This is a genomic window from Petralouisia sp., from assembly GCF_056822245.1.
Genome location: NZ_JBQIOP010000022.1, coordinates 1 through 12,680, shown reverse-complemented (window position 1 = coordinate 12,680; position 12,680 = coordinate 1). Strand labels below are relative to the sequence as shown.

The following is a 12,680-nucleotide window of genomic DNA, read 5'->3' as shown; positions in this document are numbered from 1 at the left end:
TTCCCACGGTCTATTCCCCCTTTTCCTGATATTCTTTTACTTTACTGATAATATCCTTGTTGTATCTAACCCATTCTTTGTCAAATCTGGTAAGGAATGTGTCCAGCGCATTGTCTTTATTATCAAACAGATATGTCTGAATCATAGCGTCCACTGCCATCTCCGTAGGATAATGGTGGTCCTGATAGTCAGCAACAATTCCATTCTCTATGTACTCTTTCATGCCGTCCAACTCCGGCGCAATGGTAAAGTCACCTTTCTTGCAGGGAACTGCACTCTGATCGTCCAGATATGCCTGAACATTTTCATCTTCTAACAGAAATCTTAATACTTCGTAGGCTTCCTCTTTGTGCTCGCAATCTTCCATCACACAGAACATCAAATCGTTACCGGAATTCAGAATATTTTCATCTGCATTGCTGCTTGCCGGGAACACAAATGAATCAATGTTCATATCCGGGTTTACGGATTTAATCTGAGGAATTGCATAGTTACCAATCACGTACATGGCTGACTGTCCTCTTGCAAACGCCGTACAGGCATCGTTATAACTGAAAGCCACCGGATCAGACTGTCCATATTTCAGAAGTTCTTTATCTTTCACTGCAATTTCTTTATATGCTTCTGAAAATGTAGCGTTGCCGCTGTTCACCTGATATGCAATATCGGTTGCGCATAAGTTTACTGCAATTGCGTTCCACGGCGCAAGACAGGTCCAGGTATCTTTATATCCGAAATACAAAGGCTGGATTCCTTCTGCCTGTATGGTTTCGCAAAGCTCGTTAAACTCTTCCCATGTGGTGGGAATCTGCCAGCCATGCTCCTCAAACATATCCCTGTTGTAGAGCACACCTGCCGCATTCGCCATGTAAGGCACGGCATAAACACCTTCCTGGGGAACATATTCCAAATCTTTATTAGTAGCAAGGTAATTTTCTTTGATGTCCGCAAGGCCATCAAAATCGGAAATGTCCATTAACATTTTGGCATCCAGGAAATTGGAATAATTGATGTCTCCGCCAATCCCGATAATGTCAGGGTTGTTCTCACGGATAAATCTGGTCTTTAAAATTACCATGGCATCATTGGGAGAATCAATCACCAGCTTGATGTTGTCGTGAGTTGCGTTGAACTTTTCTTCCAGGGCTTCAAATGCGTCTACCGCCTCTGGCTTGTAATGCACCAGTTCAATCACTACCTTCCCGTCCGCATCGTCATTCTTGCTGCCGCAGCCACCAAGCAAAAGCCCTGAGACAGTTGTCACAGCAAGGAATAATGCCATTAATTTTTTCTTTCTCTTCGCCATTTTCTACCTCCTCGTCTTTTTCAACAAATTTTCTGTTAGAACCTTGCTTTTTGTATTCTTGATTTTATTTTGTTATGTTTTGTTTTGCAATATATTATGTGCATAACCAATTTTTTATACAAATTTTAGAAATAATTTATGTATAATTTATACAAAAAATTTCTCTTAATAAATATTTTATTTTCCCCAAACAGGACATTCGGCCTTATGGCCGCTTCCGGCATATCATTCTTACCAAAATTCACGCAAAAACAGACAGAAGATCACTGTTCTGTCCTCTGTCTGTTTCTTATCATAACTTCTCTTTTGCGTATCTTCTGCCAGTTACCCGCTGATATTTCTCACGCTTTCTCTGACGATCAGCTCCACCGGCAGTTTAAAAGATTTGGCGACAATTTCTTCCCCTTTAATCCGCTGCATCAACAGCTTCACCGCCTCTTCTCCCTTCTCTGCCACAAACTGGCGGACTGTGGTCAGCATCGGGCGGCTCAGCCTGGCATATACATTATCGTCAAATCCCGCCACCGAAATATCCTCCGGCACCTTAAGCCCTTCTCCAAAGAAAATACTGATGGCTTCATTGGCCAGAAGATCCGAAACTACAAAAACCGCCGTATATCCTTCCTGTTTGGCGTTATGGGCAAAACTGCGCAGCGCTTCCCGTCTGGCATGACGATCGTCCGGCAGATAATAATAATCCCTGTTGTTATAGGCAATCCCATAGCTTTCCAGAGCGTCGCAATAGCCCCGGAACCGCTCAAAGGTACTTGACACCGGACTTTTTTTGTCACAGAAAAACCCAATTCTGCGATGCCCCTGTTTCAGCATATATTCCGTAATTTCCCTGCCGCCCTTATAATCAGCAATTCCCACATTGTCATAATTCCCCTCGCCGCAGTCTACAAAAACCACCGGCTTTCCCGCTCTTTTTACAAAGTCTTCACACTCCCAGGGATGGAACCCCACTACGATCCCGCCCTCAATATTACGTGCCTGAAGCTTACGGCAAATTTCTGCCTCTTCTTTTGGAATTCCGCATACCGGATACCTGCCGGACTCCTGCAGTTTAATGCAAATTGCATTCAGCAGTTCCGAACAGAAGGGGTCCATAAAAACATTTTCTTTCGAACTTAAAAAGAAATCCACAGATATCAGCTTTAATGCCTTACCGTGCTCTTCCTGATGGACTGCCTTCTGAAACCCATACTGGATCAGCGCCTCTTCAATTTTCTGCCTGGTCGTATTTGACATCTTTTCTGTATGCCCATTCACAACATTTGATACTGTCGTTGGACTAAAACCCAATATTGATGCAATTTCTTTAATTGTAATCATAATATCCCCCGAATTCCTGCCAGTGGAAAAATACTACATCCGTTCCGGCGCTTCAAATCCCAACACGTCAATACAAATCTCCAGCGTCCGCTTAGTCAGCTCTAACAATCTGATATACCCCGCCTGAACCATTTCGTCCTGTTCTTTCATAATATTGGTCTCATGATAGAAATGGTTAAAGGCATTGGCAAGATCATAAATATAGGCGCAGACCTTATGGGGCGCAGTTTCGGCAAATGCATTTTCCATCATACCGTTAAATCTGCTGAGTTCTGACATCAGAGCCTTCTCACTGTCAGAATGAGCAGGAAGAATCCGGGCCTGCTCCGGTAAGGATTTCTCTGTCTGATAGTTTCTCAGAATAGACTTAATCCTTACAATGGTATATAAAATATAGGGGCCTGTATTTCCTTCAAAAGAAGTAAAACGGTCAATATCAAAAATATAATCCTTCGAAGCCTGATTTGACAAATCACCGTATTTAATGGCTGAAAGAGCCACTACCTTGGCTGTCTCCCTCCCTTCTGTCTCTTCTACCGTATGGTTGTCCGCAATTTTTTGGTACATCTCCTCATTAATCCCCGATACCAGATGTTCCAAACGCATCACGCCTCCTTCCCTTGTTTTGAAAGGTTTGCCGTCCTTGCCGTTCATGGTGCCGAACCCCAGAAACTTTAATTCTGTTTCCGGCTTCACCAGACCGGTTTTCCTTGCGCAGCGGAATACCTGGGTAAAATACAGCTCCTGCCGTTTGTCCACCACATAAATAATCTCGTCCGGATGATAGTCTTTCATCCGCCACACAATGGTGGCAAGATCTGTTGTATTGTAAAGAGATGCTCCGTCTGATTTGAGAATCATACAGGGAGGAACCTCCTTGGCATCCGTTTCTTCCTTCACATCCACCACCAACGCCCCCTCGCTGATGTAGGCAAAACCATCGTCTTTCATCTTCTGCACCATGTCCGGAATAAAGGGCTGTGCGTCCGATTCCCCTTTCCAGAGCTCAAAGGATACGTTCAGGTTCTCATAATTACGTTTCAAATCGCTGACAGATACGTCTAAAATATGGTTCAGCAATGCGCCGTACCCTTTCCTTCCGTGCTGCAGTTCATAAGTGGCAGTCATAGCCGCTTCCTTATAGGCCTCGTCTTCTTTGGATTTTCCGCTGGCTGTTGGGTAAATCTCCTCCAGTTCTGAAATGGTAAAGGGGGGCTCTTTGGGATATTCTCCCTGGTAGTTCTCGTCAAAATACACAAGCTCCGGCTTCCGTTCCCTCAGTTCTGTGATAATCAGCCCCATCTGAAGCCCCCAGTCTCCCAGATGCACGTCTCCAATCATGTTATGGCCCATAAATCTGCCGATCCGTTTCACGCTCTCCCCGATAATCGCCGAACGCAAATGCCCCACGTGCAGCGGCTTGGCCACATTGGGCCCGCCGTAATCTATCATAATCGTCTTAGGCGCTTTGCATTTCTCACAGCCCAGACGCTCTTGGTCAGATTCCATTTCCCGCAGATATTCCGCCAGATATTCCGGATGGATCTTCAGGTTCAAAAATCCCGGCTTCACCGATTCCGCAGACGCAAAAATTCTGTTTCCCGCCAGGCTCTGTGCAATCTTGTCAGAAATCAGGAAGGGAGCGCATTTATACTCCTTTGCAGCTGCCATAGCTCCGTTGCACTGATATTCACAGAGATCCGGCCGGTTCGACAAGGTTACTTTGCCGTATTTTTCTTCATACCCGTTGGCTTTCATTGCTTCCATAACTTCTTTGCTGATAATGTCTAATATCTTTTCCATCGTTCTCTCCTGTTGCTCTTGAGTTCTTCTGCAATCCCCTCTGACACCCTGGGAATTGCCTCTTTCTTCTTATTTATATATAATAACAAAAAGTGGGTAAAATGTCACCCACTTTTTCGATTTCTAATGATACTTTAGTCCTATCGCTATATTTTTCAGTTCAACTATGCAAAAAAATTCTCTGCCAGGGTAAATGTTCCCACACTCCCCACACTTCCAGTCATAAAGATAGTTCCGTCCTCCTCCATCTCAATCAGCAAATCGCCGCCCTGCATGTGCACCGTCACTTTATCATCCACCAGTCCCATCCGCCTGGCTGCAGCTGCTGATGCGCAGGCGCCTGTGCCGGAGGCAAGGGTATAGCCTGCGCCCCGTTCATAAATCTCAATGGCAATATTCTCCCGATCTGTCACTTTGCAAAGCTGCATATTCATCCGATTAGGAAAAAAGTCCGAACTCTCCACATAAGGCCCCAGTTCTTTTGCTTTTCGGGGAGTTACCTCCTCCATCATAATCACGCAATTGGGATTTCCCACAGACAGACAGGTGGTATTATAATCATTGTCGTGGAACCTTAAATGGGCATTCACAATCTCTCCCTCCAGTCCCGCCAGAGGCATTTCTTTGCCTGCATAGGCAGGTTTTCCCATATTCACCCGCATCACATTGCCGCCTGGTTCCACAAATTCAATTTCCACATCTCCCGCCAATGTATTCAGGATAAATTTCTGCTCCGTCACATATCCTTCATCCAACAGATACTTTGCAAAAATTCCCACGCCGTTGCCGCTTTTTTCTGCTTCCGATCCATCGGAATTGAAAATCCGCACTTTTATTTTGCCTTCTTCCATCAGAGGCCCGTATAAAAGGCCGTCCGCCCCTGCGCCGAAATTCCTTCGGCAAAGGCGCTCAATATTCCGTGTCTGAAGCTCCAAATCATTTTTATTGGGGTCCAACACCAGATAATCGTTTCCAAGCCCGTGATACTTTTTCATTGTGATATTTTTTTCCATACCGTTCACCCTTTCTCTGCCTGCCGCAATCTCTCCATTCAGACTATGCCTGAAGTTCCGTTTTCATTCTGATCCTATTTTAACTCTTTCTTTTTGCATATCATAGAGAATAAATTGCTTGAAATATTGCAAAAAATGCGGTATATTAAATAAAAAGGAGGTCATTATGGAAGATATATCACAAATCAGCAATGAGATGCAGACGGGATACCTTCATCAGAACTTTCGTCTGTTTCATCTGAAGGACAAAAAGAATCAGGAATTTGAATTCCATTATCATGATTTCAATAAAATTATTATATTTTTATCAGGCAATGTCACCTATCTGGTGGAAGGAAAAGCCTACGACTTAAAACCCTGGGATATCCTGCTCATTAACCATCATGACATTCACAAGCCTGTGATCGACCCGGAAACCACCTATGAGCGGGTAGTTTTGTGGCTGCAGCCGGACTATATCAAAGCCCAGGCGGATCATGCCTGTGATCTGACCCAGTGCTTTACCGCCACCACGAAAAAAAGTTTTAATCTGATCCGGCTGAACCCTGCGCTGCAGACAGAAATCCAGACATTGCTCCAACAGTTGGAATCTTCTCTGGAAAGCAGGGAATTCGGCCATGAACTCTTAAGTCATTCTTATTTTCTGCAGTTTATGGTCTATTTAAACCGGGTGTTTCTCCCTGAAACATACCAGTTAGATGCTTCCGCTTCCCGCTATGATCAGCAGATTACAGAGATTTTAACTTATATCAATACCCATCTGGGCGAAGATTTATCCAATGAATCCCTGGCAGATCGCTTCTATGTCAGCAAATATTATTTAATGCACAAATTTAAAGAGACCACCGGCTATACCCTGCACAGTTATGTCCAGCAGAAACGTCTGTTACATTCTGCGGATCTGATGCGGGGAGGCACCCCTGTCCTGAAAGCCGCCGCCCTATGCGGTTTCTCAGATTATTCCACTTTTCTGCGGGCTTTCCGGAAATTTTACGGGATCTCTCCGAAAACTTTTTCACTTTCTGCTACTGACGGATATAAATTCCCTGTTGCTCAATAAAATCTTCCAGTTCATCCTGGGCGTCCTGGGACCAGGTTTCACTCAGAGGCATTTGTTCCCTCTGAGTCTCCCGGGGCGGTTTTTCTGCCTGCTGTTTTCTTACAGCTGTCTCGTTCATCATTCTGCTGTTACACCTTCTTCCTGCAAACTACCGGCTTCTTCCGCGGAAACGCCCGGCTCACCATCTGTTTCACCATCCAAACTGCCATCTTCAGCAGCCGATACAATGTGCTGCGCAGCTTCTGCTTCTCCTGCGGACTCATGGAGCAGATTCTCTTCTGGTACAGGTACTTCCACCGGAGCGGCTTTCTGCTCCACCTGTACAGCGTTGGCAGATATAATACTTTCCAGCTGTTTGCTTTTCTCACTTAAAATCGCCTCTACTCTTTCCTGGGTAACATCATCCATAAGCTTCTTTCCGGTAGCGTCCATTCCTGTTTCCAGCTGTTTCTCCAACATAGCCTGTTCCGCCAACAGCCGCTCAATCTCCATGGCCTGTTTTTTCTTGGCTTCGTCCTTAAACTGCTTCACCAGCTGTTCTGCGGCTTCGGTTCTGTCCTGTTTTAATTTCTGGGCTTCTTCCTGACGTCTCCGATCCAGTTCTGCCTGACTGGTATATACGATATTTCTGCGTTTTACAATGCTTCTTGCAATTCTTTCTCTGTCATTTCTCTTATCTATTGCATCTTTCATAATCTTTCTCCCATAAAATTTTTCTTTATGAAATGTGGCCCTGGGGGAACCTTTTGGGGAAAAGGGGAGCCAGGGGGGGTGGGAAAATCATCAGGTCTCCTCCCAGCGAAGCTGGGTCCCTCCTCATGATAAACATCAGGACTCCTCCCAGCGAATTTGGGTACGGGACGAATCATCAGGTCTCCTCCCAGCAAAGCTGGGTCCCTCCTCATGATAAACATCAGGGCTCCTCCCAGCGAATTTGGGTACGGGACGAATCATCAGGTCTCCTCCCAGCAAAGCTGGGTCCCTCCTCATGATAAATTATACCACGAAAATTTGTTGAATAAAAGTGGCAAATTACGTGCATTCTTTTAATACATCGAATTAGCGCATCAGGCTAGACTAATTACATCAAACTTTCCGGAGGTAGCATCATGGCTGCATATAAAGTAGAGATTTGCGGGGTCAACACAGCAAAACTCCCTGTATTAAAAGAAGAAGAAAAAAGCGACTTGTTTTCCCGCATAAAAGCAGGGGATCAAATGGCGCGGGAAACTTACATTAAGGGCAATCTCCGCCTTGTTTTAAGCGTAATCAAAAGATTTTCCAACAGTAATGAAAATGTGGATGATTTATTCCAAATCGGCTGTATTGGATTAATAAAATCCATCGACAATTTCAATCCTGACATCGGCGTAAAATTTTCCACTTATGCAGTTCCCATGATTATCGGCGAAATCAGGCGGTATCTCAGGGACAATAATTCTATCCGGGTCAGCCGTTCTCTCAGAGATACAGCTTACAAAGCAATCCACGCAAGAGAGCTGTTGTCCAAGGAACTGTCCAGAGAACCCACAATAGAAGATATTGCCAAGGAAATTGAGATTCCCAAAGAGGATATCGTATTTGCCTTAGACGCCATTCAATGCCCGGTCAGCCTCTATGATCCAGTCTACACAGACGGCGGCGACACCCTCTATGTGATGGATCAGATCAGCGACAAAAAGAACAAAGAAGAAACCTGGGTGGAAGAGCTTTCTTTAAGCGATGCCATGAAACGGCTGAATGAACGGGAAAATTATATCATCAAGCTTCGCTTCTTTGAGGGTAAAACCCAGATGGAAGTGGCTGAAGAAATCCACATCTCCCAGGCCCAGGTCAGCAGACTGGAAAAATCTGCCTTAAAAAATATGAAAAATTATCTGTCTCTTACTCCCACTTATCGCAGAGAGAGTTAATCTGATCTGCAAATTTTCCAAGCTCTTTGTTGGGACGCCCTTCGGACTTGCGGATGAGGGCAAGCAGCCGTTCTCCAGCCGCCAAAAGCCTTGCAAACACGTTGGAAACGACGCGTTCTTTCGTCCTGCGCACTTTCTTTTCCCTGCTTCCCTGAGCCAGACAAAGATTCGTTTCCAAATCATAAACATCCCCGCTGTAGGGCGCTGTGGCCTCCAGCCCGGTTTCTCTGGAAATCAGGGATGCAAAAGTATCGCAGACACGATCTTCACCGTGTACCACAAATACCCTTTTCGGCGTCTCTCCGAATGCTTTCACCCATTCCAGAAGATGCTGCTGATCCGCATGGCCGCTGATTCCGGCCAGATTTTTAATCTTTGCGCGTACCTCAATGGTTTCGCCAAACAGCCTTACTTCTCTTCCGCCGTTCAGAAGAATATTGCCCAGAGTTCCCGGCACCTGATATCCCACAAAAAGAATGGTGGAATCCTCACGCCAGAGATTGTGTTTCAAATGATGGCGGATTCTTCCGGCCTCGCACATACCGGAAGCTGAAATGATCACAATGGGCTTCTGGATGAAATTTATCATCTTGGATTCCTCACTGGAAACTGCCACCTTAAGCCCTGGAAAACGAATGGGATTCTTTCCCTTGCGTACCAATTCCAATGCTTCGTCATCAAAACACTCCCGCACATTCTTGTGAAAAATACTGGTTGCCTCTACTGCAAGCGGACTGTCAATATATACTTCAAAATCAGAAAATTCCGGCAAAAGATTTTCCGTTTTTATTTTCCGGAAAAAGTACAGCATTTCCTGAGTTCTTCCTACGGAAAAAGCAGGAATTACAAGATTGCCTCCTCTGGCAAAAGTTTCCTGACACACAGCTGCCAGTTCTCTTGCATAATCCGGCGGATCTTCATGCAGACGATCCCCATAAGTGGACTCCATAATCACATAATCCGCTTCCCGGATATACTGAGGATTGCGGATTAACGGCTTATTTCCATGGCCGATATCGCCGGAAAATGCCAGTTTTACCTGTTTATCCCCTTCCGTCCCCCAAATCTCAATACTGGAAGATCCAAGCAGGTGACCGGCGTCCACAAACCGAATCGTAATTTCCGGACACAGCGTAATAATCTCCCCATATTCACATGGAATAAAATGATCCAGTACTCCGATGGCGTCCTCCATTGTGTACATAGGCTCCACCTGGGGTTTTCCCGCACGTCGTCCTTTCCGGTTCCGCCATTCCGCTTCAAACATCTGAATGTGGGCGGAATCCTTCAGCATAATATTGCACAATTCTGTCGTTGCTCTGGTGGCATAGACTTTCCCCCGAAAACCATGGCTGTACAATAGCGGCAGCAGGCCCGAATGGTCAATATGCGCATGCGTAATCAGAATATAATCAATTTCGGCTGTTTTCACCGGAATCTCCTGATTCTCATACAAATCCGGCCCCTGCTCCATGCCGCAGTCTACCAGAAGATGCACATCCCCCATCATAACATAATGACAGCTTCCGGTTACCTCATGGGCTGCTCCCAAAAATTCAAGCTTCAAATTACCATCTCCTTTGTGTAAAAATATATATGTGTAAAATAAAGATTTATTATGTTTTTAAAATATCATTAAGGGGGGGATTGGCTGTGATGCGAATCGTCAGGACTCCTCCCAGCGGAGCTGGGTTCCGGACGAATCATCAGGTCTCCTCCCAGCGGAGCTGGGTTCCGGACGAATCATCAGGTCTCCTCCCAGCAAAGCTGGGTCCCTCCTCATGATAAATATCTCGGGAGCCGTGATGTGAATCATCAGGTCTCCTCCCAGCAAAGCTGGGTCCCTCCTCATGATAAATTATACCACATCTACTCAAATTTTACGATTTCTTTTTTTAGGCGTTTCATGATCTTTTTTTCCAGACGGGAAATATAAGACTGGGAAATTCCGAGCAGGTCTGCCACTTCTTTCTGTGTCATTTCCTCGCCCTGAGGGCTGTTTAAACCGAACCGCAGCTCCACAATGGTGCGTTCCCTGTCTGACAGTTTTGCCACTGCTTTTTTCAGAAGATTCTTCTCTACTTCTGTTTCGATATCCCGATAAATAATATCTTCATCTGTTCCTAAAATATCTGACAGAAGAAGCTCATTTCCATCCCAGTCCACGTTCAGGGGTTCGTCAATGGATACTTCCATTCTGGTTTTGTTATTCCGCCTTAAATACATGAGGATTTCATTTTCAATGCACCGGGAAGCATAGGTGGCAAGCTTGATGTTTTTGGTGGGATTAAAGGTATTGATTGCCTTTATCAGACCTATGGTGCCAATGGAAATCAAATCCTCCACACCGATTCCCGTATTGTCAAATTTCTTGGCTATGTATACCACCAGACGCAGATTATGCTCAATCAGCACGCTTCTGGCATTTTCTGACTCATCTCCGGCAAGCATCTGGATGCACCGGTTTTCCTCCATCGTTTCCAGCGGCGGCGGCAGAATTTCCGCGCCTCCGATATAGTGGATATCCCCTTTTTTCAATAACAGCAGATTCCTGATATTCGGGATCAGCTTTAACTGAAAATGCCGCGGTATTGTGATTTTTATATACATCATCGTCCTCCTTTAACTCTCCATACTTTTTCCGTTTAATATCACATCGCATCTGTCATTCTGGAACAGTTTTTCCTCCGCCATGCCAAACACAGGCTTTTTCAGATACAGCGGATGGTTTTCCTGCATAATATACATTCCCTCCAAGGTAACCGCCTCCAAAAGCCCCGATTCCTGTCCCAGAGAATGATAGGGAATCAGCCGCACCGGCAGCTTTCCCTGCTGTACCTGTTCATTTAAAATTTCCTTTTTAATAATATGTACCGGCCTGCCTACCAGAGGGTCTGTCAGCAGATTGCCTGTATCATAAAAACCCTTTACAGAAATATTCCCTTCCCCGGTAATCAGAAGAAGGTCATATACGGTCTCTTTTTCTCTTTTTAAATATCCCAGCATTTTTTCTGCCGCTGCAAGAATCAGCAGCGCGCCTAAAAGATACCATACAAAGTGCACATTTCCTGACGTACTCTGCATAAGCCATTCCAATGCGCCTCCCAGAAGGATAAATGCCAGATAAGTAACAGCGTATTGACTGAGAAATTCTTTTTTCTTCCTGCTGCGGTAACATAGAAATACCATTCCGGGATTTACCAGAAAATGTACACAGATTTGATACCAGGTATAATCATCCCATACAAAAAAAAGGAGCATGGAAACAGCCGTTCCCGCAAAACTTCCCAATAACAGCCTCCCTGCCCGAATCTGCTGCTTCATAAGCTTTCCTGCAATCCAGAGCGCTGTACTGTCCATGGTAAAATTTGTCAGAAACCACACGTCTGCATATAGTTCATAGTTCACCTACACCCTCCTTTCCGAATATCGACAAATACAGTATAAACGGAAGGGGAAGATTTTTTTGTCAAACTGTTGTCCGCTTTGGGGAAAATTCTTTTACAGAAAACGACAAGGAGGGATGTTTTCAGAAATGGAGATCAGTTTGGAGGGGGTAACAGCAGGCTGAATTCAGCACGGAGAAAATTTTAAAAAAACAGACGGCAATTCCGGCCTGTCCTTCCTCACACAAACCGGGCAGGGATGCGGTGAACTAACTGCGAACTGCGGCTGATACTGCAACGAACGTTTTATATTTGGATACGGACGGTACTACCGGATTGCCCTTTGACACACAAACTGGGCAGCGTTTTGGCGAACTAACTGCTAACTGCGTCTAAAGAGTTCCGGAAAGCCGTCACTCCTAAGACTCCGTAAGCAGTGGATTTCGCCTCCACACAATACGCCCAGGAACCGTTTGCTTAGCCAAAGGGCAATCCGGTAGTTCCTGTGTATCGAAATATAGATTATTCGCTGTAGTACTAAGGAAATCAGGAAAACCTTCCTTTCCAAGTCTCCGTAAGCAGTGGATTTCACTTTCGCTAAATACGCCCGTAAATCGTCTGCTTAGAGGAAAGACAGGCCGGAATTGCCTGGATTTTGAAAAATATTTCTGCTGTGAATAAAAAACGTGCTCAGAATCATATGTAAATCTTATTTTTTGTAATATCCTCAGCAATTTCCCAATTATAATCTACAATTCCCCGCCCTCAGGTAAAATCCCTTTCAAACATATAGCAAACAGTTTCTAAAAATGGAATTTTAGAAACGCTTTTTGAAAACCAGGCAATTCAGTCCGGTCCTTCCTC

The 12,680-nt window shown here is 45.0% G+C and carries 11 protein-coding genes; 2 read left to right on the top strand and 9 right to left on the bottom strand.

What is annotated here, in order from left to right:
* Positions 1-10 precede the first annotated feature (10 nt).
* From ACTO17_RS10295 to dapF, 4 genes are all read right to left on the bottom strand, one after another.
* On the bottom strand, positions 11-1,306 hold the full coding sequence (locus tag ACTO17_RS10295; protein ID WP_482557870.1) for an ABC transporter substrate-binding protein: 1,296 nt from the start codon (positions 1,304-1,306) through the stop codon (positions 11-13).
* A gap of 324 nt (positions 1,307-1,630) precedes the next feature.
* The gene (locus ACTO17_RS10290) at positions 1,631-2,641 is read right to left on the bottom strand and encodes a LacI family DNA-binding transcriptional regulator (protein ID WP_482557869.1); all 1,011 of its coding nucleotides are present in this window, start codon (positions 2,639-2,641) and stop codon (positions 1,631-1,633) included.
* A 33-nt stretch (positions 2,642-2,674) separates the two neighbouring features.
* A complete protein-coding gene (argS, locus tag ACTO17_RS10285; protein WP_482557868.1) occupies positions 2,675-4,444 on the bottom strand; it encodes an arginine--tRNA ligase in 1,770 nt (589 codons plus the stop codon).
* A 164-nt stretch (positions 4,445-4,608) separates the two neighbouring features.
* Positions 4,609-5,457: a diaminopimelate epimerase gene (gene dapF / locus ACTO17_RS10280; protein WP_482557867.1), complete on the bottom strand. Its 849-nt coding sequence runs from the start codon at positions 5,455-5,457 to the stop codon at positions 4,609-4,611.
* A 166-nt stretch (positions 5,458-5,623) separates the two neighbouring features.
* Between dapF and ACTO17_RS10275 the strand changes: the two genes are divergently transcribed.
* A complete protein-coding gene (locus tag ACTO17_RS10275) occupies positions 5,624-6,517 on the top strand; it encodes an AraC family transcriptional regulator (RefSeq protein WP_482557866.1) in 894 nt (297 codons plus the stop codon).
* Here ACTO17_RS10275 and ACTO17_RS10270 read toward each other — a convergent pair.
* Together ACTO17_RS10270 and ACTO17_RS10265 are read right to left on the bottom strand one after the other, a co-directional pair.
* Positions 6,483-6,638, bottom strand: coding sequence for a hypothetical protein (locus ACTO17_RS10270; protein WP_482557865.1), 156 nt, complete (start codon positions 6,636-6,638; stop codon positions 6,483-6,485). The genes ACTO17_RS10275 and ACTO17_RS10270 overlap by 35 nt on opposite strands.
* Positions 6,635-7,210 (bottom strand): hypothetical protein, encoded by a 576-nt coding sequence (locus ACTO17_RS10265; RefSeq protein WP_482557864.1) that lies wholly within the window; start codon positions 7,208-7,210, stop codon positions 6,635-6,637. The genes ACTO17_RS10270 and ACTO17_RS10265 overlap by 4 nt, the downstream gene beginning before the upstream one ends.
* 416 nt (positions 7,211-7,626) lie before the next feature.
* Here ACTO17_RS10265 and sigG point away from each other — a divergent pair, with 416 nt between their 5' ends.
* Positions 7,627-8,430: an RNA polymerase sporulation sigma factor SigG gene (gene sigG / locus ACTO17_RS10260; protein WP_172539565.1), complete on the top strand. Its 804-nt coding sequence runs from the start codon at positions 7,627-7,629 to the stop codon at positions 8,428-8,430.
* Here the strand turns inward: sigG and ACTO17_RS10255 are convergent.
* From ACTO17_RS10255 to ACTO17_RS10245, 3 genes are all read right to left on the bottom strand, one after another.
* Positions 8,402-9,997 carry an MBL fold metallo-hydrolase RNA specificity domain-containing protein gene (locus ACTO17_RS10255; RefSeq protein ID WP_482557863.1) on the bottom strand — a complete coding sequence of 532 codons (1,596 nt, stop codon included), beginning with the start codon at positions 9,995-9,997 and terminating at the stop codon, positions 8,402-8,404. The genes sigG and ACTO17_RS10255 overlap by 29 nt on opposite strands.
* 302 nt (positions 9,998-10,299) lie before the next feature.
* Positions 10,300-11,040: an RNA polymerase sporulation sigma factor SigE gene (gene sigE / locus ACTO17_RS10250; protein WP_172539572.1), complete on the bottom strand. Its 741-nt coding sequence runs from the start codon at positions 11,038-11,040 to the stop codon at positions 10,300-10,302.
* A gap of 12 nt (positions 11,041-11,052) precedes the next feature.
* Positions 11,053-11,838 (bottom strand): sigma-E processing peptidase SpoIIGA, encoded by a 786-nt coding sequence (locus ACTO17_RS10245; protein ID WP_482557862.1) that lies wholly within the window; start codon positions 11,836-11,838, stop codon positions 11,053-11,055.
* Between the last annotated feature and the right edge of the window lie 842 nt (positions 11,839-12,680).